This window comes from Streptomyces sp. SID13666 (genome assembly GCF_010548325.1).
Taxonomy (GTDB): Bacteria; Actinomycetota; Actinomycetes; order Streptomycetales; family Streptomycetaceae; genus Actinacidiphila; species Actinacidiphila fildesensis.
In genome coordinates this window covers 107,892-132,258 of record NZ_JAAGLX010000009.1, presented here as the reverse complement: position 1 = coordinate 132,258, position 24,367 = coordinate 107,892, and the positions used below count along the sequence as shown (strand labels likewise).

The window sequence follows — 24,367 nt, the reverse complement described above, 5'->3', positions numbered from 1 at the left end:
CTCCTGTCCAGTCGCAAGGAACCCACCCTCATGAACACCAGAGCCCCGCTCCGCCGCCGTCTCGTCCGGCTGATCGCCGCGCCCGTCGCCCTCGTCATCGGCGTGGGAGCGCTCGCCGCCTGCGGCAGCGGGACCGCGGCCAAGGACGACAAGGCGAACGCCGCGGCCACCGCCGACGGTTTCCCGCGCACCATCACGCACGCCATGGGCAGCACCACGATTCCCGCGAAGCCGCGGCGCGTGGTCGTGCTCGACACCGGCGAGCTGGACGACGTGACGATGCTCGGCATCACCCCGGTCGGCGCGGTCGCACCGCACCTCAAGTCCGAGGGCGGCTTCCCGGCGTACCTGAAGGGCAGGACCGAGGGCACCAAGGACGTCGGCCCGTCCGCGGAGCCCGACCTCGAGCTGATCGCGTCCCTCAAGCCGGACCTGATCCTGTCCTCGAAGGTCCGCCACGAGAAGGTCTACGACAAGCTCAAGGCCATCGCGCCGACCGTCTTCACCGCGACCACCGGCTTCCCCTGGAAGGAGAACCTGGCCGTCCACGCCAAGGCTCTCGGCCTGGAGAAGGAAGCCGCTACCGCGCTGAAGTCCTACGAGGACCGCGCCAAGAAGCTCGGTGCGGCCATCAAGGCCAGGAACGGCGGCAAGGAGCCGACCGCCTCGGTCGTCCGCTTCGTCGCCGGCCCGACCCGGCTCTACCAGCTGGACTCGTTCAGCGGCGTCGTGCTGAGCGACATCGGCCTGGGCCGCCCGGCCTCGCAGAACGTCCACAGCGCGATGCTGGAGGTCGGCCCCGAGCAGATCGACAAGGCCGACGCGGACCTGGTCTTCGTCACCGTCTCCGACGACCCGGCCAAGACGCAGCAGAGCGTCGTCGAATCCAACCCGGTCTGGAAGGACCTGGGCGCGGTCAGGAACCACAAGGTCGTCAACGTGACCGACGAGACGTGGATGTCCGGCATCGGCGTCCAGGCCGCGCTCAGCATGCTCGGCGACGTGGCCAAGGCCGCGGGCGTCGACCTGCCGGAGTAAGGCTTCCCGTGTGAGAGGGGCGGGCCTCCCCCCGGCCCGCCCCCTCCCCACCACACGTTCCCAGAACAGGACTCTCAGCCATGCGGCTGTATCTGCTCGCGCTCAACCCCACGGACTCCGTCACCGAGGGTTTCCTGCCGGCCGCCTCCCGGCTCGGCCTGGACGTCACCGTCCTCACCGACTCCCCCGCCGCCCACCAGGAGCTGTACGGCACCCAGGTGGACGTCGAGGAGTGCGACGTACGCGACTTCCGTGCCGTCATCACCCGGATCGCCACCGGCCGCACCCCCCACGCCGTCTTCACCAACAGCGACCACCTGCAGACCCAGACCGCGCTCGCCGCCGAGTACTTCGGTCTGCCCGCCAAGCCCTGGCAGGCCGCCCTGCGCACCAAGGACAAGGCGCAGATGCGCCGCCACCTGGCCGCCACCGGCGCCGACACCGTGTGGTCCGCCGAACTCGCGGCCGGCGCGGACCCCGCCTCGCTGCTCGGCCTGCCGGTCCCCTACCCGTGCGTGGTGAAACCGCGCGAGGGCGTGGCCAGCGAGGACGTGGTCCTCGTCGGCGGCCCCGAGGAACTGGTGCTGCGCTGCAAGGAGATCCAGGCCCGCCGCCCGCGGGCGGCGCTCGTGGCCGAGGAGTACCTCACCGGCGAGCTGTACACGCTGGAGACACTCGGTGACGGCCGGACCCGGCACGTGCTGGGCGGATTCCACACCGGGCTCTCGCCGCTCCCCTACTTCATCGAGGAACGGCTCACCTTCGTTCCCGAGCACCCCGCCGCGGTCGTCGAGCAGATCCTCGCGCAACTGGACGCCCTCGGCGTCGGGTTCGGCGCCTGTCACACCGAGTTCGTGGTCCAGGACGGCCGGGCGCGCATCATCGAGGTGAACTACCGGGCCATCGGCGACCAGTGCGACCTGCTGCTCGCCGGGCTGCTCGACATCCCCCTCTTCGAGCACATCCTCCGCGTCCACCTGGGCGAACCGCTCCCCGCCGACCTCGGCGCCCGCGGCGGCGGCCGCGCCCGGCTGGAGTACCCGTGCGCGGACCGGGCGGGCACCCTGACCGCCGCGCCCGAGGCCACCGAGCGCACGGTGGACGGTGTCCGGCTGGTCTACCGCCCGCTGCGCGCGACCGGTGAACGGCACGAACTGCACCACACCAACCGGGACCTCCTCGGCATCGTGCGCGCCACCGGAACCGACCAGGAGGCGGTGGACCGCGTCGTGACGGACTTCCTCCGGGCGCAGCGCTGGGAGATCACCCCATGACGGGCACCCGTACGACCGATGCCGGTGTGGACGCGGAACTGATGCTGCGCGTGCTCAGCGCGCTGCTGCGCGAGGACGTCGTCGGGCTGCGCACCCGCTCCACCCTCGTCGAGGAGTCCGACGGCCGCTGGCTGCGGCTGCCGTACACCTACGGCGGTGACGGGGCCGGCGGGTTCGGGAAAGCGCTGCTGCTCCCGGTGACCGACGACGGCTTCCAGAGCGAGTACGCCGCCCGGCTGCCGCTGCTGCGGCGCGCCTCGGACGGCCGCGAACTCACCGGCGCCGACGCCGTGCTGCGGGCACTGCGCGCCCTGGCGGACCCCGTCGACCGGGCCGGCTTCGACGCGTTCGCCGAGGAGTGCCGGCAGACCGCGGCGACCCTGCGGCTGCACGACCGGGTGCGCGCGGAGGTGACCGGCCGGCTCGCCGAGCGCTACGGCTCCGACACCGCGTACTGGACGTACGCCCGCAGCCTGGGCTTCGACGCGCTGGCCGCCTTCCTCGACCACCCGGTGTATCCGACATCGCGCGGCCGCAGCGGCCTCGGCGAGTCCGACCTGCGCGCCTACGCGCCGGAGTTCCACGAGGACGTCGCACCGCGCTGGCTCGTCCTGCCCCGTGATGCCGTGACGGAGTCCGGCGGCGGCCCCGCCGAGACGTACGCCTATCTGTGGCCGACACCCGCCTCCCTCGGCATGCCGGAGCTGCGCGACACCCACACCGTGCTCCCGGTGCACCCGCTGACCGTCGGGACGCCGCTGGACGAGGCGCTGCGCGCCACCGGTCTGGAAGGGCGCGCGTTCCTCGCCGAACAGGCGCCGCTGTCCCTCGTCCCCACCCTGTCCATGCGCACGCTCGCGGACCGTACGTATCCGCTGCTGCATCTGAAGCTGCCGCTGGCCACCGCGACTCTGGGGCTGCGCAACCGGCGGACCATCAAGCCGGGCACGCTCGCCGACGGGGCCGCCTGCCAGCTGCTGCTGAGCGAGGTGATCGCCCGCGAACCCCGGTTCCAGGACACCGTGCTGCTCGCCGACGAGCGCCGCTACGCGCACGCCGGGCACGAACTCCTCGCCGTCCTGCTGCGCCGCTATCCGGAGCACCTGCAGAACTCCGTCCTGGTCCCGATGGCCGCGCTGCTCGCCGGCGCCCCGGACGGCCGGCTGGTGATCGACCAGCTCGCCGACCGCTTCTACGACGGCGACCCCATCGCTCTCCTGGACGCCTGCCTGACTCTGCTGTTCGACTGGCAGACCACGCTCTTCGGCTACGGGATCGCCCTGGAGTCGCACCAGCAGAACATCTCCCTCGCCCTGGACCAGGACCGCACGACGGGCACCACCCGGCTGCGGCTGGTCCTCAAGGACAACGACGGGCCACGCATCAACACCGCGCGCCTGAGCCGGGCACTGGGCGAACTTCCGGCCAGGATCGACGAGTTCGACGACGAACGGATCTTCTGCGTCTCCGACGAACCGCTCGTCGACCTGTTCACCACCATCACCGTCCACCTGTGCGCGGGCTCGTACGCCTTCGGGCTGGCCGACCACGGCCGGGCGCCGCTGGACGACCTGCTGCGGCTGGTCCGCGACCGGCTCTCCGAGGCGTTCGACCGTCTGGGCGGCGAGCCGGCCGAGCTGCTGCGCGAACGCGTGCTGAACGCCGAGCGGCTCCCGGTCAAGGCGATGGTCAGCGCCGGGACCCTGCTCAGCAAGGAGCGCTCCGGCGCGGCCGACATCAACAAGCACTACACGACTGGCCCCAACTACCTGCTGGTCGGGACTGGTTCACGGTGAGCGCCGAGGCGGCGACGATTTCCGCCGCTCCGGCTCCCACCCTGGGGCGCCGCCAGGTGCACGCCGTCGCGGCCTGCTACTTCGTCGCCTCGTTCGCCGCGCTCGGCCTGCCCCCGTACCTGACGTCCATCCTGCCGGAGCTGGGTGACCCGACCGCGCACTGGGCCGGGCTGCTCTACATCGTCCCGACGGTCTTCGGCGGCCTCGCCGCCCCGCTGTGGGGGCGGCTGGCCGACCGCTACGGCCGCAAACGGCTGCTGCTGCGGGCCCAGTTCGGGCTGGCGCTGTCGTTCCTGCTGGCCGGGGCCGCCGACTCGCTGCCCACCTTCACCGCCGCCCTCGTGCTGCAGGGCATCCTCGGCGGCACCTTCGCCGCCACCAACGGCTATCTCGCGGCGGGGCTGGACGGCACCCGGCTGTCCTGGGCCCTGACCCTGATGCAGGGCAGCGCCCGCGCCGCCCTCGTCGCCGCGCCCATCGTGGTCGGCACGCTGTCCCCCTGGCTCTCCCCGCACCGCCAGTACGCGCTGCTCGCCCTGCTCCCGCTGGGCGCCGCGGCGATGCTGCTGGCACTGCCGGAACCGCGCGAGACCGTCGTGGTCATGGAGAAGCCGCGGGCGGAGCAGCAGATGACAGCGCCGGTGGCGGAACCGGCGGCGGCAGCGCCGCCGGTCACCGCGCAGCGCGGGCTCCTGCGGGAGCTGTACATCTTCGAGTTCGCGTTCGTCTTCTCGACCGTGATCTCGTTCCCCTACCTCATCGCCCTGCTCGGGGACCGAATATCGGGGATCTCCCCGGTCGTCTCCGGGTCGCTCTTCGCCCTGCCGCACCTGTGTTACCTGCTCTTCGCGGCGCCCGTGCACTCCGCCTTCCGCAACCGCCCCCGGCTCGGTATCGCCCTCGGTTTCACGGCGGTGACCGCGGGTCTCGCGGGGCATGCCGTGGCCGGTTCGCTGATCACGTTCACGGCCGTCCGGCTGCTGCTCGGCGCCGGGCTCACGCTCGGCCTGGTCGGTCTGTCCCTGCTCGCCGCCGACGCGGTGCAAGGCCGCTCGCCGGGAAGGATGTTCGGCTCCCTGGAGTTCGTCTCCAAGGGCGGGGCCGTCGCCGCCGGAGTGGTCGCCGCACTCGGCAACAGCGCCTTCGGACCGACCGCGCCCGTGCTCGCGGGCACCGCCGTCGCTCTGATCACCGTCGCAGCCGCCGTACACGCTCTCTTCTCGCACCCTTGATGGAGCCGTTGATGACGCTTCCCCTGCACCTCGCGCAGCCTTCCGCCGGCCTTTCCGCCAGCGGCCTTTCCGCCAGCGGTCTTCCCGACGCCGATGACGTCGTGGCCCACACCCTCCTCAACTGCCTGCTCCGCGAGGTATCGGGACCCGAGCACCAGACCGCGGTCGCGGACGGCCACCTCCTGCTGCGGCTGCCCCGCGCGGACGCGCTGCTGCGTGTCGCGCTGCGTCGCACCTCGCTCATCGGCGCCCACCGGTTCACCGGCCCCGTCGCGGAGCAACACGCGGACGGGTGGAAGGAGTTGGACTGGTACCGACTCGCCGAGTACGTGCACGACGAGCTGTCACTGCGCACCGGGGTGCGCAACGACGAGTTCCTCGACCAGATCGTCTCCAGCCACCGGGGCGTCGCCGCCGCGCTGTCGCTCCCCCGTCCGGTGCCCGGCAGCGACGACGGTCCCGGCGCCCCGGACTACCTGGAGTCCGAGCGGTCCCTGCTGTTCGGTCACCGCTTCCACCCCACCCCCAAGGCGCGCTCCGGCGACCCGGCGTCGTGGGCCGCGTACGCCCCGGAGGCGGGCGCGACGTTCCCGCTGCGGCACTTCGCCGTCCGCGAGCACCTGATCGCGGAGGAGCGCAGCGAACCCGGCGCCGCCGACCCGCTGGACCGGCTGCGGCCGGTGCCCGCCGGCTACCGGCTGCTGCCCGCGCACCCGTGGCAGTACGGGCTGCTGCACGACCACCCGGCGCTGCGCGCCGCCCTGGCCTGCGGCGACATCCTCGACCTGGGCACCGGCGACGCGGCCGCGGCACCGACCGCGTCGGTCCGCACGCTGTACGACGGCGACACGTTCCTCAAGTTCAGCCTCAACATCCGGATCACCAACTGCCTGCGGAAGAACGCCGTTTACGAGCTGTCCGGCGCGGTCGCGCTCACCCGCCTGCTGGCGCCGGTCCTCGCCGACCTGGCCGGGCGCTTCCCGGACAGCGCCATGCTCCGGGAGCCCGCGTACCGCAGCCTCGCGCTGCCCGGCGCCGACGGGCGCCCGGACATCGGCCTGCTGGAAGGCTTCGGCGTCATCGTCCGCGACGGCCTGGCCGCGCATCTGCGCCCCGGTGTCATCCCGCTGCTGGCGGCCGCCGTCGCCGACGAGTACCCCACCGGCTCCGCGCACATCTCGCGGCTCCTCGACGGGGCGGGCCCACAGGCCGCCCTCGACTGGTGGACGGCGTATCTGCGACTGCTGCTCCCGCCGGTGCTCGCCGCCTATTTCGACCACGGCGTCGTGCTGGAACCGCATCTGCAGAACGTGCTGATCGGGGTGGACGGCGACGGCTTCCCGGTCCAGGTGCTCTTCCGCGATCTGGAGGGCACCAAGCTCCTCCCCGAGCACCATGCCGCCACCCTTGCCGCGCTGCCCGCCGATGTCGCGGCCCCCATGACGTACGACGCGGAACGCGGCTGGGACCGCGTCATCTACTGCCTGCTCGTCAACCACGTCGCCGAACTGCTCGCGGCCCTCGCCGATCTGCACCCGCAGTCCGAGACGGCGCTGTGGGCGCGGGTGCACGGTGTGCTGCGCGAGTACGCGGACGACCACGGCTGCCCGCCCCGGCTCAGCGCCCTGCTCGCCGGGGTCCCGCTGCCCGCCAAGGCCAACCTCCTGACGCGCTGGGAGCGCAAGGCGGACCGCGAGGCCGGCTATGTACGGCTGCCGTCTCCGCTGGCCGAGGACGTGCTGTCGGGGGCGTCGGTGCCGGGCGCGGCGGGCTGCGGAACCGGCGGCGACGACAGCGACCGGACCGAGCCCTGGAGCACCCGATGACCCCGAACCCTTCCGCCGGCCCGGCGCTGCTGACCGACGCGGTCCGCGAACGGGCCACGTACCTCGCCGCCGACGACCTGCCCGCCTACCTCTACGACCTGGCGGAGCTGCGCGCCCACGCCGCCGCCGTACGGGCCGCGCTCCCCGAGCGCGTCGAGCTCTACTACGCCGCCAAGGCCAACCCCGAGCCGGAGATCCTGACCGCGCTCGCCCCGTACGTCGACGGTTTCGAGGTCTCCTCCGGCGGCGAACTGACCCATGTCCGCAAGGCCGTCCCGGACCGCCCGCTGGCCTTCGGCGGGCCCGGCAAGACCCCGGCCGAGATCGCGGCGGCGCTGGAGCTGGGCGTGGAACGCTTCCACGTGGAGAGCGAGTACGAGCTGCGCATGCTCGGCCACCTCGCCGCGCGGCCGGCCCCCGGCCGGACCGTTCCCGTCCTGCTGCGCTTCAACCTGCCGGTGCCGGGCGCGGCGCTGGAAGGCAGTTCACTGGCGATGGGCGGCTGCCCGACCCCGTTCGGCCTCGACCCCGCACAGGCCGACAGCGCCGTCCGGCTGCTCACCGACGGCAGCCACCCCCAACTGGAGCTGCGCGGCATCCACGCCCACCTCGCCAGCGGCCTCGACGCGACGGCGCAGCTCGCCGTGGCCGCCGAGGTGGTGGCGTTCGCGGTGGGCCTGGCCGCCCGGCACGGCATCGCGCTGCCCGAGGTGAACGTCGGCGGTGGCATGACCGTGGACTACGCCGATCCCGGCGCCCGCTTCGACTGGACCGCCTACGGCGAAGGCCTCGCGCGCCTCATCGCCGCCCACCCCGGCCTGCTGCTGCGCATCGAGCCGGGCCGCGCCCTCAGCGCCTACTGCGGCTGGTACGCCACCGAGGCGCTGGACGTGAAGCCCAGCCACGGTGAGGAGTTCGCCGTGCTGCGCGGCGGCACCCACCATCTGCGCACCCCGGCGACGAAGGGCCACGACCAGCCCTGCGAGGTCCTGCCCGTCGGCCACTGGCCGCACCCCTGGCCGCGCCCCGCCGCCGAACAGGACCACGTCACCCTCACCGGCCAGCTCTGCACCCCGAAGGACGTCCTCGCCCGCCGGGTTCCGGCGCCCGGCCTGCGGGCCGGGGACCGCGTGGTGTTCGCGCTGGCCGGGGCGTACGCGTGGAACATCTCCCACCACGACTTCCTGATGCATCCCCGGCCCGGCTTCCACTTCCTGGGCAGTGCTTGAATCGGCCCATGACCGATCATGAAGTGCTCCGGGTGTTCATCGGCCCCGACGGCCGGGGCGGCAACCTCCTGGGCGTGGTGTCGGCCGGCTCCGCCGACCCGGCCGCCCGCCAGGCGATCGCCGCCGAACTCGGCTACAGCGAGACGGTGTTCATCGACGACGCGGAGCGCGGCGACGTTCGGATCTTCACCCCCAGCGTGGAACTCCCCTTCGCCGGCCACCCCCTCACCGGCACCGCCTGGCTCCTGAAGTCGTCCCTCCTGCGCCCGCCGGCCGGCGACGTCCCCGCCTGGACGGAGGGCGACTTCACCTGGATCCGCGGCCGCGCCGCCTGGGCCCCCGGCCGCCGCACCGCGCAGTACGCGACGGTCGCCGAGGTCGACGCCCTGCCCTCCCCGCCACCGGGCGAGGGCTGGCTCTACGCCTGGGCCTGGGCCGACGAAGCGGCGGGCCGCGTCCGCGCCCGCGGCTTCCCCCGCCGCGGCGACGCGATCACCGAGGACGAGGCGACCGGCGCCTCCGCGATCGTCCTCGCCGCCCAACTCGCCCGCCCCCTCGACATCCGCCAGGGCACCGCCTCCCAGATCCTGACCCGCCCCGGCCCGGACGGCACGATCGACGTGGGCGGCCGGGTGGCAGCCGTGCGCTGAAGGCGCGCGAGGGGCCGGTGATCCAGGGGTGGGCCGGACCGCGGCTGAGTAGGGTCTGCCGGATGACTCTTTCTCATGACGTGGCCGGAGACGGCCCGGCCGTGGTGCTGTTGCATTCCGGGGTGTGCGACCGGCGGATGTGGGACGCGCAGTGGACGGACCTGGTCGACGCCGGGTACCGGCCGGTGCGGTGCGACTTCCGGGGGTTCGGCCGCAGTCCCGTGCCGGACCGGCCGTACAGCAACGCCGACGACGTGCTGGACCTCCTCGACACCCTCGGCATCGAGCGGGCCGCGCTGGTGGCGTCCTCCTCCGGCGGCCGGGTCGCTCTGGAGATCGCGGCGCGCCGGCCGGAGCGGGTGAGCGCCCTGGCGCTGCTCTGTTCCGCGCTTCCCGGACATGAGGTCAGCGCCGGGCTGCGCGCGATCGGCGCGCGGGAGGACGAACTGCTGGAGGCGGGGGACGTCGCCGGGGCGGTGGAGCTGATGGTCGACACCTGGGTGGGTCCTGCGGGCGGGCCGGACGTCCGGGAGGCGGTGCGCGGGATGCAGCGGCGCGCCTTCGACGTACAGCTGGCCGCCCTCGAGGAGTTCGAGCCGATCAGGGCCGAGTTCGACCTGGCGGCGGTCACGGCGCCGTGCCTCGCCGTGTCGGGCGCCCATGACGTGACGGACTTCCGGGAGATCGCCGCCGCCCTGCCCGGCCTGCTCGCCGACGCCCGCCACGTCGAACTGCCCTGGGCGGGCCATCTGCCCAGCCTGGAACGGCCTGCCGCCGTCACCGAACTTCTCGTCGGCTTCCTGCGCGGAACGGTACCCGCTGCGGGGCGCTGACCGGCCGCGAGGCCGCACGCGTACGTGCCGTTCTTGTCCTGTCACGCACATGCCTCGTGCATCGGCGGCCCGCTCTCTAAGCTGACCGCCGGGGGATCCGGATTTCGGCCAGCGACACGAGGAGAACCGGTCACATGGGCTGGACTGCGAACGACATCCCCGACCAGACCGGACGCACCGCCGTGGTGACCGGGGCCAACAGCGGCATCGGGTACTGCGCCGCGAAGGAACTGGCGCGGCGCGGGGCGCTGGTCGTCCTGGCGTGCCGCAGCGAGGAGCGCGGGCAGGCGGCGGCGGACCGGTTGGTGGCCGAGGTGCCGGAGGCGCGGGCCGTGTTCCAGCGGCTGGACCTGGGGGACCTGGGGTCGGTGCGGGCCTTCGCGGAGGAGTTCGCGGGCGACCGGCTGGATCTGCTGGTGAACAACGCGGGGGTGATGGCCCTGCCGTACACGCAGACCGCCGACGGGTTCGAGACGCAGTTCGGCGTCAACCACCTCGGTCACTTCGCCCTGACGGGCCTGCTGCTGCCGAAGCTGCTCGCGACACCCGGGGCCCGGGTCGTCAGCGTCTCCAGCGGGATGCACGCGATCGCCAACGTGGATCTCGGCGACCTGAACAGCGAGCGCCGCTACCGCCGCTGGATCGCGTACGGCCGCTCCAAGAGCGCCAATCTGCTGTTCATCCACGAGTTGGCGCGGCAGTTGGGGACGACGGGCGCGGACATCGTGGCCGCCGCCGCGCACCCCGGCTACGCCGAAACGAATCTCCAGACGGCGGGCGCCAAACTGGAGGGCCGCAGGCGCGCCGAGCGCGTCATCGGGATCGGCAACCGGATCATCGGCCAGTCGGCCGCGGCGGGCGCGCTGCCGACGCTCTACGCGGCCACCGCACCGGACGTGGCCCCCGATTCGTTCACCGGCCCCCGCCTGCAGGGCTGGCGTGGCGCGCCCAGCCGCTCCTGGCGCGCCTCCTGGACGAAGGACGACCGCGCGGGCGAGATGCTGTGGACGGCGTCCGAGCAGCTGACGGGTGTGACGTACAAGTTCTGAGGCCCGGGAGCGGACGCGCCGGGGGAACGCGTACCGCCGCGCGCGGGTGCTACCCGCCGTAGAGCTCCTCCAGCACCCGCGCCACCCCGTCCTCATCGTTCGTGGCGGCCCGCAGCGGCGCCGCGGCCAGGACGTCCGGGTGCGCGTTGCTCATCGCGTAGCCGGCTCCTGCCCAGGTCAGGGTGGACAGGTCGTTCGGCATGTCGCCGAAGGAGACCACCTCGGAGGCGCCGATCCCGCGGGCCGCGCACCACAGGGCGAGCGTGCCGGCCTTGGTGACACCGGGCGAGCTGATCTCCAGCATGCCGGAGCCGCCGGAGTGCGTGACCTCGACGCCGGTGAGCGCCGCGTCGTGCGCCGCGGTCATCATCCGGTCCGCGTGGTGCCGCGACGAGTGCACGAGGAGCTTGACGATGTCCTCGTCCGACTCCCACAGCTCGGCGGCGGTCTCCACGATCACCTCCTGGAAGTCCTTCTTCCCGAAGTCCCGCTCGCTGATGAGGCGGTGGCCGGTCTCCAGGGCGAGCGTCGAGCCGGGCAGCACCGCGACGAGCGCCTCCGCCGCCTTGCGCGCGACGGGGTTCGGCATCAGCCGTGCGTCGAGGAACTGCCGGCCGGGGACGTCGTAGACGATCGCGCCGTTGCAGCAGATCGCGGTCCCCTCGTGCCCGGCGCCCTCGGCGATGCCGTCCACGTAACGCGGCGGCCGCGCCGTCACGAAGACGACCTCGGCGCCCGCGGCCGCCACCGACCGCAGCGCCCGCCGGGTCCGCTCCGAGACCGTTCCGTCGCTGCGCAGCAGCGTGCCGTCGAGGTCGGTGGCCACCAGCCGGGGAGGGGTTCGGGAGGGAGAAGCAGTCATGTTCGGATCATGGCAGATACGCCGGAAAAGGGTGGAGACGAAAGGTGGAGGCAGGGCGGCGTGGGGTGAAACGACGGGGGGCGACGAGGGAGAACGGGCTCCTGGGACCACGGGAAGGGTGCGCCCCGTACAACTTCCCATGGCCATCAGGTGTCTTGCAGTGAACACATGGCCATTTCGGCTCTGTGGCTCACGGGGCGAAGGGGACACCGATGGGACGGCACACAAGGGCGATTCTGGCCGGATTGGGACTCGCGGGGCTGCTGCTGGCGGCCGGTCCGGTGGCCGAGGCGCAGGCGGATGCCGGCCCGGTGGACGCCGACGTCCAGATGCAGTTCCTCCACCCGCAGGTGGCTCCCGGCCGGCAGTTCCACTTCTATCTCCTCACGCACCTGAAGTCGGGCACACTGAGCACGTTCCGCGGCTTGGTGCACCTGCCGGAGGGCATGACGTACGTTCCCGTGGTGGAACGTACGTGCGAGCCCACGTCGGCGAACAAGCGGGAGATCGCCTGTCGCCCTGATAGCCAGAGTCTGACCGTCCAGGTCGCGGACGATGTACCGGTCGGCACCAGGCTGACGATCACGGCGACGGCCGACATCGGCGACGCGGTCGACACGCATCCGGAGGACAACACCGCTCGACAGGAGGTGCTGGTCAAGCCGGGCGCGGACTGGAGCGTCAAGTGGACCGGCCCCACCACCCCGGTGCAGCCCGGCAGCACACCGGTGACCACACGGCTGGTCGTCACCAATCACGGCCAGGAGGCAGACCTCCCGTTCATCCTCACCAGCGGCCCGGGCGACTACCCGAGGCAGATGGAGTACTACGGGAAGTGGGACAAGACCTGCGGCATCGCCACCGAGGGAAACGGCCTGTTGTGCCGACCCACCACACCGGTGCCGCCCGGCGGAACGATCACCTACACCTTCCGCTTCAAGGTCTACCCCGCGGCACTCGGTAAGGAGCAGCGCCGGGAGGCCCGCGTCAGCTCCGAATTCCCGGCGACGGAGCCGGACATCAACGACAACACGACCACGCTGGTGGTCAAGGTCGCCGACAAGGCGGCGCAGCCGACCGGCAAGCCCACGTCCCCGGCCACCGGCGGCGCCAAGCCCACCTCGGTACCCACCACGGCGCCCGGCGACCATCTCGCGGACACCGGAGGGGCCGGCACCGGGTCCGCGCTCACCGCGGCCGGAGCAGCCGCCGTGGTCGGCGGCGGCCTCCTGCTGACCTCTCGCCGTCGGCGCCGCAACCACTGACACCAGGGAAAAAAGGGGGGCGGCGTCTCCGCACGAGACGCCGCCCCCGGTGAGGGTGGAGATGGTTCTACGGGGTCACCGGCTGTCGTTGCCGGACGGGTCCGCCGCCGCGCGGCCCGCTTCGAGGCGGGCCACCGGGATGCGGAACGGGGAGCAGGAGACGTAGTCGAGTCCGACCTCGTGGAAGAAGTGGACGGACTCGGGGTCGCCGCCGTGCTCGCCGCAGACGCCGAGCTTGAGGCCGGGGCGCGCCGCGCGGCCGGCTTCACAGGCGGAGCGGATGAGGGCGCCGACGCCGTCCCGGTCGATGGTCTCGAACGGGGAGACGCCGAAGATGCCCTTCTCCAGGTACGCGGTGAAGAACGAGGCCTCCACGTCGTCGCGGGAGAAGCCCCACACCGTCTGGGTCAGGTCGTTCGTGCCGAAGGAGAAGAACTCCGCGGCCTCGGCGATCTGGCCCGCGGTCAGCGCGGCACGCGGCAGTTCGATCATCGTGCCGAGCGTCAGCTTGAGGTTTATGCCGGTGGCGGCCTCCACCTCGGCGATGACCTTCTCGGCCTCCTCGCGGACGATCTCCAGCTCCTGGACGGTGCCCACGAGCGGAATCATGATCTCCGGACGCGGATCGCCCTTCATGTTCTTGCGGTGCGCGGCCGCTTCGGCGATCGCCCGTACCTGCATCGAGAACAGACCGGGGATGACGAGGCCGAGCCGGACACCGCGCAGGCCGAGCATCGGGTTCTGCTCGTGGAGCTTGTGGACGGCCTGCAGCAGGCGCAGATCGTTCTCGTTGGCGTCCTTGCGGGACTCCGCGAGCGCCACCCGCACCGACAGCTCGGTGATGTCGGGCAGGAACTCGTGCAGCGGCGGGTCGAGGAGCCGGACCGTCACCGGCAGGCCGTCCATCGCCTCGAAGAGCTCGATGAAGTCGGCCTTCTGCAGCGGCAGCAAGGCACCCAGTGCCTCGTCGCGCTCGCTGTCGGTGTCGGCGAGGATCAGCCGCTCGACCAGCTCGCGCCGCTCGCCGAGGAACATGTGCTCGGTACGGCACAGGCCGATGCCCTGGGCGCCGAAGCGCCGCGCGCGGTTGGCGTCCTCGGCGTTGTCGGCGTTGGCCCGTACCCGCAGCCGGCGGACCCGGTCGGCGTAGGCCATGATCCGGTGCACGGCCTGAACGAGTTCGTCGGCGTCGTCGGCGCCCGCGTGCATCCGGCCCTCGAAGTACTCGACGACCGGGGACGGGACGACCGGCACCTCACCGAGGTAGACCTTGCCGGAGGAGCCGTCGATGGAGACGACGTCGCCCTCCTCGATGACGATCCCGCCCGGCGCGGTCATCCGGCGCCGCTTGGTGTCGACCTCCAGCTCCTCGGCGCCGCACACACAGGTCTTGCCCATGCCGCGGGCGACGACGGCGGCGTGCGAGGTCTTGCCGCCGCGTGAGGTCAGGATCCCCTCGGCGGCGATCATGCCGTTGAGGTCGTCCGGGTTGGTCTCGCGGCGGATCAGGATGACCTTCTCGCCGGACCGCGACCACTTGACGGCGGTGTACGAGTCGAAGACGGCCTTGCCGACGGCCGCGCCGGGCGAGGCGGCGATGCCCCAGCCGAGCCGCGTGACCTTCGAGTCCTCCTCGAAGCGCGGGAACATCAGCTGCGCGAGCTGCGCTCCGTTGACCCGCTGCAGCGCCTCGGCCTCGTCGATCAGGCCCTGGTCGACGAGCTGGGTGGCGATCCGGAAGGCGGCCGCCGCCGTGCGCTTGCCGACGCGGGTCTGCAGCATCCACAGATGGCCGCGCTCGATGGTGAACTCGATGTCGCACAGGTCCTTGTAGTGCGTTTCGAGCGTCGTCATGATCTGCATGAGCTGGTCGTACGACGCCTTGTCGAGGCCTTCGAGATCGGCGAGCGGCACGGTGTTGCGGATACCCGCGACGACGTCCTCGCCCTGCGCGTTCTGCAGGTAGTCGCCGTAGACGCCCTGGTGGCCGGTGGCCGGGTCACGGGTGAAGGCGACGCCGGTGCCCGAGTCGGGGCCGAGGTTGCCGAAGACCATGGAGCAGATGTTGACGGCCGTGCCGAGGTCGCCGGGGATGCGCTCCTGGCGGCGGTAGAGCTTGGCGCGGTCGGTGTTCCACGAGTCGAAGACCGCGCGCACGGCGAGGTCCATCTGCTCACGCGGCTCCTGCGGGAACTCGCGGCCCGTCTCCTTGAGCACGATGCCCTTGAACTCCTCCACGAGCTGCTGGAGGTCGGCCGCGTCGAGCCCGAGGTCGCTCTCGGCGCCCTTGGCGCGCTTGATCTCCTCGAGGGCCTCCTCGAAGAGCTCACCGTCCACGCCCATGACGGTCTTGCCGAACATCTGCAGCAGCCGGCGGTAGGAGTCCCACGCGAAGCGCTCGTCCCCGGCCTGGGCGGCGAGCCCGGCCACCGAGGCGTCGGACATGCCGATGTTCAGGACGGTGTCCATCATGCCGGGCATGGAGAACTTGGCCCCGGACCGCACGGACACCAGCAGCGGGTTGTCCGGCTGCCCGAGCTTCTTGCCCATCTTCTGCTCGAGGGCGTCGAGGTGCGCACTCACCTCGTCGCGGAGCTCCGCCGGTTCGTGGCCGGAGTCCAGGTAGACCTTGCACGCCTCGGTCGTGATGACGAAGCCCGGAGGGACGGGCAGACCGAGGTTGGTCATCTCGGCGAGGTTCGCACCTTTTCCGCCGAGCAGGTCCTTGAGTTCCTTGTTGCCCTCAGTGAAGTCGTAGACGAACTTCTGCGATACCTGTTCCGACACGGGACTCGACTCCTCGTGAGGTCCCCCCGGACAGGGTCTGGGGGAGGGATGCCCTGACGGCGGGGAGCGTACCCATTCCCAAGGCTTTGCAGCACGTCCATCACCACATCAGACGGCCGTAACCACCCGTCTGCCACTAGATCGAAAGTAACGCGCCCCGGTGATCCACACCGGATTCCGTTCACTTGTCGAATCGACGACCGCGCAGCGTGGTGCGATCACCCATCAGAGATCACCCTGCGTGAGAAATCGTTGATCAAGTGGAGAAGCCAGGATGGCACTGAGTGCCATCCTTTGGAGAGATGCAGTCATGTCTCCGCGCTCATCTGAGCGCAACCCCCATCAAACGTGGCGTGAATCACGCGGTCCCGGAGGCCCCGCTGGACGCCCCATCTCACCTTTCGGACGTCCGAGGACAGCGAGGACAGCGAGCGAGGACGTCAGCCGCCCGACGTGTCCAGTTCGGCTTCCGGGCTGACGGCGGCGCAGTCGTACGGGTCGTTCAGCCAGCCGTCCGGGAGGACGACGCGGTTGTTGCCCGCGGTGCGGCCGCGCGGGCCCTCGGCGCTCTCGGGCCAGGGCTGGTCGAGGTCCACGGCGGCCAGGTGCTCGTCCAGCTCGGCGAGGGAGGAGGAGACGGCGAGGCTGCGGCGCAGCTGGGAGCCGACCGAGAAGCCCTTGGTGTACCAGGCGACGTGCTTGCGGAAGTCGATCACTCCGCGCTCCTCGTCGCCGATCCACTCGCCGAGCAGCTCGGCGTGCCGCCGCATGACGACGGCGACCTCCTTGAAGGTCGGCCGGGCCTGCGCGTCCCCGCCCTCCATGGCGCTGACCAGGTCGCCGAAGATCCAGGGGCGGCCGAGGCAGCCGCGGCCGACCACGACGCCGTCGGCGCCGGTCTCGCGCATCATGCGCAGCGCGTCGTCGGCGCGCCAGATGTCGCCGTTGCCGAGCACCGGGATCTCCGGGACGTGCTCCTTGAGGCGGGCGATGGCGTCCCAGTCGGCGGTGCCGCCGTAGTGCTGTGCGGCGGTGCGGCCGTGCAGGGCGACCGCGGTGACGCCCTCCTCGACCGCGATCCGGCCCGCGTCGAGGTACGTCAGGTGGTCGTCGTCGATGCCCTTGCGCATCTTGATGGTGACCGGCAGGTCGCCCGCGTTGCCGACCGCCTCGCGCAGGATGGAGCGCAGCAGGTTCCGCTTGTACGGGAGGGCCGAGCCGCCGCCCTTGCGGGTCACCTTGGGGACCGGGCAGCCGAAGTTGAGGTCGATGTGGTCGGCCAGGCCCTCGTCCGCGATCATGCGGACGGCCTTGCCGACGGTCACCGGGTCGACGCCGTAGAGCTGGATGGAGCGCGGCTTCTCGGTCGCGTCGAAGCGGATCAGCCGCAGCGTCTTGGAGTCCCGCTCGACGAGGGCGCGGGTGGTGATCATCTCGCTGACGAACAACCCCTTGCCGCCGGAGAACTCACGGCACAGCGTGCGGAAGGGCGCGTTGGTGATGCCGGCCATGGGGGCGAGCACCACGGGCGGCCACACCGTGTGCGGGCCGATCTGAAGTGGCATGGTGGCGTCAGCGGTCATGGCCCCATTGTCGCGTACGCCGGACGGGGATTTCGATGTACCGTTCACGTATATGTGTGCCCTTGGCCACGAGGGCGGAGAACGGCCGATCCCAGGAGGCCCAAGTGCCGGAACTGAGCCCCCGGCGCCGCATGCTCGTGCTGGCGATCTGCTGCATGAGCCTGCTCATGGTCAGCCTCGACAACACCATCCTCAATGTGGCGCTGCCCTCCCTGCAGAAGGAACTGCACGCCTCGGTCTCCGGTCTGCAGTGGACGATCGACGCGTACACGCTGGTGCTGGCCTCGCTGCTGATGCTGGCCGGCTCGACGGCCGACCGGATCGGCCGCCGCCGGGTCTTCCAGACCGGTCTGGTGCTCTTCACCGCGGGCTCGGTGCTCTGCAGCCTGGCGCCCAGCCTCAACTGGCTGGTCGTCTTCCGGATGGTGCAGGCGGTCGGCGGCTCGATGCTCAACCCCGTCGCGATGTCGATCATCACCAACACCTTCACCGACCCCCGGGAGCGCGCCCGCGCGATCGGGGTGTGGGGCGGCGTCGTCGGCGTCAGCATGGCGGCGGGCCCGGTGCTCGGCGGACTGCTCGTGCAGACCGTCGGCTGGCGTTCCATCTTCTGGATCAACCTCCCGGTCGGACTGCTCGCGCTGGCCCTGACCGCCCGCTACGTGCCCGAGTCGCGCGCCCCCAAGCCGCGCCGGGTGGACCCGGTCGGCCAGCTGTTCGTCATCGCCCTGCTCGGCTCCCTGACGTACGCGATCATCGAGGCGCCGGACGCGGGCTGGACGTCGGCGCTGATCCTCGGCTGCCTGGCGGTCGCCATCGGCTCGCTCGCCGGGCTGCTCAGCTACGAGCGGCGCCGCGTGGACCCGCTGATCGAGCTCGGCTTCTTCCGCAGCGCGCCCTTCAGTGGCGCGACGGTCATAGCGGTGAGCGCGTTCGCGGCGCTCGGCGGCTTCCTCTTCCTCAACACCCTGTACCTGCAGAACACCCGCGGTCTCTCCGCCCTCGACGCCGGGCTCTACATGCTGCCGATGGCCGTCATGTGCCTGGTCTTCGCCCCGCTGTCCGGGCGGCTGGTCGGCAACCGGGGGCCACGGCTGTCGCTGGTGCTCGCGGGTACGGCGATGACGATCAGCGGTGCGATGTTCGCGGCCCTGGACGCCGAGTCCTCCAACACACTGCTGTTCACCTCGTACGTCCTCTTCGGCATCGGGTTCGGGCTGGTCAACGCGCCGATCACCAACACCGCCGTGTCCGGGATGCCGCGCTCGCAGGCCGGGGTGGCCGCCGCCGTCGCCTCCACCAGCCGCCAGGTCGGGCAGTCGCTCGGGGTCGCCGTGATCGGCGCCGCCATCGCCGCCGGGCTGCACACCACCGCCTGGTGGATCATCGCGGGCTGCGGCGCCGTCGTCCTGCTCCTCGGCACGCTGACCACCGGCCGCTGGGCCGCCGGGACCGCGGAACGGGCCGCGGCGCGGTTCCGGGAACCGGCGCCCCTGACCGTCGGGACCGAAGCGGTCACGAACTCCTGACTACGACCGGCCCGCCGACGCGAGAACGGGCCGCGCGTCACTCGCGGCAGGGCCGCACAGCTCGTACAGCCGCTGCAGCCGGGTACGCGTCACGTCGTCCGCCGGGGTGTACGTCACGAGCCGCGGCCCGGAGCGCGGGCCGAGCCACAGATGGGTGAAGTCGAAGGTGAGCAGCCCGACCTGCGGGTTCAGATAGCGCTTGGAGCGGTTGTCCGGCTGGAGCACCTCATGGCGGTCCCACGCCTCGCAGAACTCCGGTGACGCCTGCTGGAGGCGCTTGAGGAGCGACTTCCAGGCCGGCTCCGCCAGGTGCTCGGCCATCGCCGACCGGAATTTGGCGGCCATCAGCCGGATCACCTCTTCCCGGTCGATCAGCGCCTCGCGCCAGGCCGGGTCGGTGAAGGCGAGCCACATGATGTTGCGGTCCTCGAAGGGCCGCGCGTCCAGATCGTCGACCAGCCGCCCGTAGGTGCGGTTGTACGCGATCACGTCGTGCCGGCTGTTGGCGACGAAGGCGGGCAGCGGTTCCAGCTGCTCCAGCATCAGACGGATCTGGTCCGACATGCCGGGGCAGTCGGCGAAGGGGCTGGGGTCGGCGACCCCGGCGAGGGTGAACAGGTGCACGCGCTCGTTCGGATCGAGCATCAGGGCGCGGGCGATCGCGTCCGCGACCTGCGCGGACACCTGGATGTCCCGGGCCTGCTCCAGCCACGTGTACCAGGTGACGCCGACCGCGGCGAGCCCCGCGACCTCCTCGCGGCGCAGCCCGGGCGTGCGGCGCCGCCGCCCCGCCGGCAGTCCGACCTGCTCGGGAGCGATGCGCTCGCGGCGGCTGCGCAGGAACGAGGCGAGCTCGCGCCGCTTGATGTCGGCGTCCGACTCGTGCTGCGCGGGGGGCGTCGTCGTAGGCATGCTTCCAGCATGCCGGATCGCGGAGCCAGTTGCGTGGTGGTTCTTATACCTGGATAAACGCTCTCTGGTACCACCCTGAAAACCGGCGCATGGTTGCTCACGTGACCCCCATGGAACGTACTCCCGTCCTCCCCTCCCGCGCCCTGGTCCTGCCCCGGGTGACGCGCATCGGCACTCCCCCGGCCACCACGGGCCCCGCCGCTCCGGCCGGTCCTGTACTGACCGCACTCGGCCTGTTCACCGTGCTGCTCGGCGCGGCCCTGCCGCTGATCGACTTCTTCATCGTCAACGTCGCGCTGCCGACCATCGACCGCGACCTCGCCGCCGGACCGGCCCTGCTGGAGCTGGTGGTGGCCGGCTACGGCACCGCGTACGCCGTGCTCCTGGTGCTCGGCGGGCGGCTCGGCGACATGTTCGGCCGCCGCCGGCTCTTCCTCGCCGGGATGGCCGCCTTCGGCCTGACCTCGCTGGCCTGCGGCCTCGCGCCGGACGCCTGGACGCTGGTCGGCGCCCGGGTGGCGCAGGGCGCCGCGGCCGCGCTGATGCTCCCCCAGGTGCTCGCCACCATCCAGTCCTCCACCGCAGGACCGCGGCGCGCCCGCGCGCTCAGCCTGTACGGCGCCACGGCCGGCCTGTCGATGGTCGCCGGGCAGATCCTCGGCGGCGTCCTGGTGGCCGCCGACATCGCGGGCACCGGATGGCGCGCGGTGTTCCTGGTGAACGTGCCGGTCGCCCTGATCGGCCTGGTCCTGGCGGCCCGCACCATCCCCGAGACCCGCTCCGAGCGCCCCACCCCGATCGACGTCCCGGGCACCGTCCTGCTGGCCGTCTCCCTGGTGACGCTGCTGGCGCCGCTGACCGAGGGCCGCGCCTCCGGCTGGCCGCTGTGGACCTGGATCTCGCTCGCCGCCTTCCCGTTCGCGGCCTGCGCCTTCTACGCGGTCGAACGCCGCGCGGACCGGCAGGGCCGCACCCCGCTGGTGCCGCCGAGCCTCTTCCAACTGCCCGGCATCCGGCGCGGACTGCCGCTCGTCGTCCCGTTCTCCATCGGCTTCGGCGGCTTCATGCTGGTGATGGCGGTGGCCCTGCAGCAGGGCCTGGCCTTCGGCCCGGTCGCGGCCGGCATGGCGATGGCGCCGCTCGCCGTCACGTTCTTCGCCGCCTCCCTGATGGGCCCGCGCCTGGTCGCGCGGTACGGCAGCCGGGTGGTCACGGTCGGCGGCCTGATCCAGGCACTCGGCCTCCTCCTCCTGGTCGCCGCGGCCCTGCACGACTGGCGGCACCTGAACGGCCTCTCCCTCGCCCCGGGCATGGCGGTGGCCGGCTTCGGCCAGGGCCTGCAGCTCCCGGTGCTCTTCCGCATCGTCCTCGCGGAGGTGCCCGCCGAGCGCGCGGGCGTCGGCAGCGGCGTCATGGTCACCACCCAGCAGTCCGCCCTCGCCCTCGGCGTGGCAACGCTCGGCACCCTCTTCCTCGCCCTGATCCCGTCGGCCGGCATGCGGAACGCCCTGGTCATCACCCTGCTCGTGCAGCTCGGCGCGATCGCCCTGACGATCCTGCTCAGCCTGCGACTCCCGCGCCATGTCTCCTAAACTGAATGACAAATATTGAAATCTGTCACTCCATATGCCATGCTTCAGTCACCCCCTCGTCCAAGGAGCACCCCGTGCTGAAGCGCACCCTCGGAACCACCGGCCCCTCCGTCTCCGCCCTCGGCCTCGGCGCCATGGGCATGTCGGCCCTCTACGGCGTCAGTGACGACGCCGAGTCGACCGCCACGATCCACGCCGCACTCGACGCCGGCGTCACCCTCATCGACACCGGTGACTTCTACGGCATGGGCCACAACGAACTCCTCATCCGTGACGCCCTGCGCAGCAGCTCCCAGGGCCGCGACCAGGCCGTCATCAGCGTCAAGTTCGGCGCGCTGCGCGACATCGACGGCGGCTGGTCCGGCTACGACGGCCGGCCCGCCGCCGTGAAGAACTTCCTCGCCTACTCCCTCAACCGCCTCGGCACCGACCACATCGACATCTACCGGATCGCCCGCGTCGACCCCGACGTACCGATCGAGGAGACCGTCGGCGCCATCGCCGACCAGGTCCAGGCAGGCCACGTCCGCCACATCGGCCTCTCCGAGGTCGGCGCGGACGCCCTGCGCCGGGCCGCGGCCACCGCCCCGATCTCCGACCTGCAGATCGAGTACTCGCTCTTCTCCCGCGGCATCGAGGCCGACATCCTGCCGACCGCCCGCGAACTGGGCATCGGCGTCACGGCCTACGGCGTCCTCTCCCGAGGACTGCTCAGCGGCCACTGGACCCGCGAGCGCTCCGCCCGGAGCAGCGCCACCGGCGACTTCCGCGGCATGAGCCCGCGCTTCTCCGGCGACAACCTGGACCGCAACCTCGACCTCGTCGAGGCGCTCCGCAAGATCGCCGGGGCCAAGGGCGTCACCGTCGCGCAGGCCGCGATCGGCTGGGTGCTGGCACAGGGCCCCGACATCGTCCCCCTCGTCGGCGCGCGCCGCCGCGACCGCCTCACCGAGGCGCTCGGCGCCCTCGACGTCACCTTCGACGCGGCCGACCTCGCGGCCATCGAGGCCGCGGTCCCTGCGGGAGCGGCAGCGGGCGCGCGCTACCCGCAGGCACAGATGGCCCACCTCGACAGCGAGAAGTAGCCCGCCCGCCTCCGGCGGGGGTGCGGGTACATCAACCCCCACAGCACCATCACGCCTGCGGCGGGCAATGCCCACCCTCCCGCCCTTTCGCCTACCGGCAGGGGTGGACTGGCGTCCGGCGGGTGCAGGTACGTCGGTCCCCTGCCGCACCGCTGCACTGCGGCGGGCTGTGCCCACCCTCCCGCCCTGGTTCGCCTACCGGCGAGGTCGCCTGCGGCGGACTTCGGGCGCCGGGCCGGACGGACCTGTTGTGACGTGAGGGGGACGGGGCCGCAGGGGGAGGGGTCAGAAATGCTGCCGTGTATTTGTGAGCCGCTGGGGGCACCCCCGGCCGAAGGTTGGGGGATCGTAAATATACGATTTCGGACCCCTCCCCCGGAGGGCCCGGTCCCCGCACCCCCCACACTGGGGACGTAGCACCCCGTACCGAAAGGCCCCCCATGCCGCCCCCGCCCCGGACGCTCACCACCGACCGCATCCTCGAAGCCACCGAGGACGTGCTCCGCCGCTACGGCCCCGCCAAGGCCACCGTCGTGGACGTCGCGCGGGCCCTGGGCGTCAGTCACGGGACCGTCTACCGGCACTTCGCCAGCAAGGCCGCCCTCCGCGAGGCCGTCACCCAGCGCTGGCTGGACCAGTCGCACGCCACGCTCGCCGCCATCACGACCGCCCCGCACCCCGCGCCCGAACGGCTGCGCCAGTGGCTGACGGAGCTGTTCGCGGCGAAGCGCCGCAAGGCCGGCGGCGACCCGGAGCTGTTCGCGACGTACCTGGCGCTCGCGAGCGAGGCCAGCGCCGTGGTCGCCCAGCACGTCGAGGACCTCGTGGGCCAACTCTCAACCATCGTCAGCGGCGGCCTCGCACACGGCGAATTCTTCCTCCCCGAGTCCACCGACCCCTCCACCATCGCCCGCGCCATCTGGGACGCCACCGGCCGCTTCCACGACCCGGTGTACGCGGCCGAGTGGTCGCAGCCCGGCATCGATACCGCCTTCGACGCGGTCTGCGACCTCCTACTGAACGGGCTTCGCCCTCAGGACGCTCCCGGAACCTCCGGTACCCCACCCACATAGTCGACATCCACCGACCCCGACCCCGCCGTCGCGTCGATGATCCGCGGCGACGTGCTCTCCTCCAGCCCCGCCGCATACTCCCGCGACCCGCTCCCGCTGCGCCCGACCACCTGGTAGTGGGAACCCGGCGGGACGCCGATCGTCACGGCGCCCGAGCCCACCTTCGCCGTCACCTTGTCCGGGGCCGTGGTGAACGCCAGGTCCAGCGAACCGGAGTTCGCCCCCACGTCCGCCGTCCGGGAGGAGAGCCCGGTGCCCTCGAGCGCGCCCGATCCGGTGCGGGCCCAGATGGTGCCGCCGACGTCGGTCAGGGTCGTGGACCCTGAGGTGCTCGTCAGGTCCAGGCGGCCGGTGGTGCCGCGCACGTCCGTGGATCCCGAGGTGCCCACGACCTGGATCTCGATCTCCGGCGGGACGTCGAACTCCAGCTTCACCGAGCAGTCCAGGCCGGTCAGCGACCACCAGCCGGGGCACTCCGCCTGCACCTTCAGCACGCTGCCGTCCCACACCTTCCTGACTTGCGGCTTCGTCGTCGACCAGATCAGCGTCTGGCGGACCCGCACCTGACCGGCAGGACCGGGCCGCACCGTCACCGACGCGTTGCCCGCGTCCACCTGCAACCGCTGGACCCGCCCTCCCCCGGGCGGGACCTCGAGCGACTCCGTCGGTCCGGGCCGGTGCCCGCCGAAGTACGCCCAGGTCTCCACGGCCATCGGCGACACGATGAACAGCGCGCTGATCACCGCGACCAC

The 24,367-nt window shown here is 72.0% G+C and carries 19 protein-coding genes; 14 read left to right on the top strand and 5 right to left on the bottom strand.

Annotation, left to right across the window (positions count from 1 at the left end):
* Positions 1–30 precede the first annotated feature (30 nt).
* The 9 genes from G3I60_RS15340 (at position 31) to G3I60_RS15300 (ending at position 10,927) form a co-directional block, all read left to right on the top strand.
* Entirely contained in the window at positions 31–1,038 is a 1,008-nt protein-coding gene (locus G3I60_RS15340; protein ID WP_164294023.1) for an ABC transporter substrate-binding protein, read from the top strand.
* An 80-nt stretch (positions 1,039–1,118) separates the two neighbouring features.
* The gene (locus G3I60_RS15335) at positions 1,119–2,312 is read left to right on the top strand and encodes an acetyl-CoA carboxylase biotin carboxylase subunit family protein (protein WP_164294022.1); all 1,194 of its coding nucleotides are present in this window, start codon (positions 1,119–1,121) and stop codon (positions 2,310–2,312) included.
* Positions 2,309–4,108 (top strand): IucA/IucC family protein, encoded by a 1,800-nt coding sequence (locus G3I60_RS15330; protein ID WP_164294021.1) that lies wholly within the window; start codon positions 2,309–2,311, stop codon positions 4,106–4,108. Before G3I60_RS15335 ends, G3I60_RS15330 begins: the two co-directional genes overlap by 4 nt.
* Positions 4,105–5,340, top strand: a complete 1,236-nt coding sequence (locus G3I60_RS15325) for an MFS transporter (protein ID WP_164294020.1) — start codon at positions 4,105–4,107, stop codon at positions 5,338–5,340. Before G3I60_RS15330 ends, G3I60_RS15325 begins: the two co-directional genes overlap by 4 nt.
* Before the next feature lie 11 nt (positions 5,341–5,351).
* The gene (locus G3I60_RS15320; protein WP_164294019.1) at positions 5,352–7,166 is read left to right on the top strand and encodes an IucA/IucC family siderophore biosynthesis protein; all 1,815 of its coding nucleotides are present in this window, start codon (positions 5,352–5,354) and stop codon (positions 7,164–7,166) included.
* Positions 7,163–8,395 (top strand): type III PLP-dependent enzyme, encoded by a 1,233-nt coding sequence (locus tag G3I60_RS15315; RefSeq protein WP_164607207.1) that lies wholly within the window; start codon positions 7,163–7,165, stop codon positions 8,393–8,395. The genes G3I60_RS15320 and G3I60_RS15315 overlap by 4 nt, the downstream gene beginning before the upstream one ends.
* A gap of 8 nt (positions 8,396–8,403) precedes the next feature.
* Entirely contained in the window at positions 8,404–9,045 is a 642-nt protein-coding gene (locus tag G3I60_RS15310) for a PhzF family phenazine biosynthesis protein (protein ID WP_164294017.1), read from the top strand.
* A gap of 62 nt (positions 9,046–9,107) precedes the next feature.
* Complete coding sequence (locus G3I60_RS15305) at positions 9,108–9,878, top strand: alpha/beta fold hydrolase (protein ID WP_138353220.1); 771 nt, start codon at positions 9,108–9,110, stop codon at positions 9,876–9,878.
* A 134-nt stretch (positions 9,879–10,012) separates the two neighbouring features.
* Positions 10,013–10,927 carry an oxidoreductase gene (locus tag G3I60_RS15300; RefSeq protein ID WP_138353219.1) on the top strand — a complete coding sequence of 305 codons (915 nt, stop codon included), beginning with the start codon at positions 10,013–10,015 and terminating at the stop codon, positions 10,925–10,927.
* A 49-nt stretch (positions 10,928–10,976) separates the two neighbouring features.
* Here the strand turns inward: G3I60_RS15300 and G3I60_RS15295 are convergent, their stop codons facing one another.
* Complete coding sequence (locus tag G3I60_RS15295) at positions 10,977–11,789, bottom strand: HAD family hydrolase (protein ID WP_187144872.1); 813 nt, start codon at positions 11,787–11,789, stop codon at positions 10,977–10,979.
* Between the two features lie 212 nt (positions 11,790–12,001).
* Here G3I60_RS15295 and G3I60_RS15290 point away from each other — a divergent pair, with 212 nt between their 5' ends.
* Positions 12,002–13,054 (top strand): LPXTG cell wall anchor domain-containing protein, encoded by a 1,053-nt coding sequence (locus G3I60_RS15290; protein ID WP_164294015.1) that lies wholly within the window; start codon positions 12,002–12,004, stop codon positions 13,052–13,054.
* 75 nt (positions 13,055–13,129) lie between these two features.
* Here the strand turns inward: G3I60_RS15290 and ppdK are convergent, their stop codons facing one another.
* Positions 13,130–15,841: a pyruvate, phosphate dikinase gene (gene ppdK, locus G3I60_RS15285; RefSeq protein ID WP_138353217.1), complete on the bottom strand. Its 2,712-nt coding sequence runs from the start codon at positions 15,839–15,841 to the stop codon at positions 13,130–13,132.
* Between the two features lie 440 nt (positions 15,842–16,281).
* Complete coding sequence (dusB, locus tag G3I60_RS15280; protein ID WP_138353216.1) at positions 16,282–17,424, bottom strand: tRNA dihydrouridine synthase DusB; 1,143 nt, start codon at positions 17,422–17,424, stop codon at positions 16,282–16,284.
* 104 nt (positions 17,425–17,528) lie between these two features.
* On the opposite strand from dusB, the gene G3I60_RS15275 reads away from it, so the two are divergent.
* Positions 17,529–18,953 carry an MFS transporter gene (locus G3I60_RS15275; RefSeq protein ID WP_164294014.1) on the top strand — a complete coding sequence of 475 codons (1,425 nt, stop codon included), beginning with the start codon at positions 17,529–17,531 and terminating at the stop codon, positions 18,951–18,953.
* Here G3I60_RS15275 and G3I60_RS15270 read toward each other — a convergent pair whose 3' ends face one another.
* Positions 18,954–19,865: a helix-turn-helix transcriptional regulator gene (locus G3I60_RS15270; RefSeq protein WP_164294013.1), complete on the bottom strand. Its 912-nt coding sequence runs from the start codon at positions 19,863–19,865 to the stop codon at positions 18,954–18,956.
* A gap of 110 nt (positions 19,866–19,975) precedes the next feature.
* Between G3I60_RS15270 and G3I60_RS15265 the strand changes: the two genes are divergently transcribed.
* From G3I60_RS15265 to G3I60_RS15255, 3 genes are all read left to right on the top strand, one after another.
* Positions 19,976–21,457: an MFS transporter gene (locus tag G3I60_RS15265; protein WP_232485032.1), complete on the top strand. Its 1,482-nt coding sequence runs from the start codon at positions 19,976–19,978 to the stop codon at positions 21,455–21,457.
* A 74-nt stretch (positions 21,458–21,531) separates the two neighbouring features.
* The gene (locus G3I60_RS15260) at positions 21,532–22,542 is read left to right on the top strand and encodes an aldo/keto reductase (protein ID WP_138353212.1); all 1,011 of its coding nucleotides are present in this window, start codon (positions 21,532–21,534) and stop codon (positions 22,540–22,542) included.
* Positions 22,543–22,982: 440 nt separating this feature from the next.
* On the top strand, positions 22,983–23,615 hold the full coding sequence (locus tag G3I60_RS15255; RefSeq protein WP_164294011.1) for a TetR family transcriptional regulator: 633 nt from the start codon (positions 22,983–22,985) through the stop codon (positions 23,613–23,615).
* On the opposite strand, the gene G3I60_RS15250 is transcribed toward G3I60_RS15255, so the two are convergent.
* Positions 23,576–24,358 carry a DUF4097 family beta strand repeat-containing protein gene (locus G3I60_RS15250; RefSeq protein WP_164294010.1) on the bottom strand — a complete coding sequence of 261 codons (783 nt, stop codon included), beginning with the start codon at positions 24,356–24,358 and terminating at the stop codon, positions 23,576–23,578. The two genes, G3I60_RS15255 and G3I60_RS15250, sit on opposite strands and share 40 nt — an antisense overlap.
* Between the last annotated feature and the right edge of the window lie 9 nt (positions 24,359–24,367).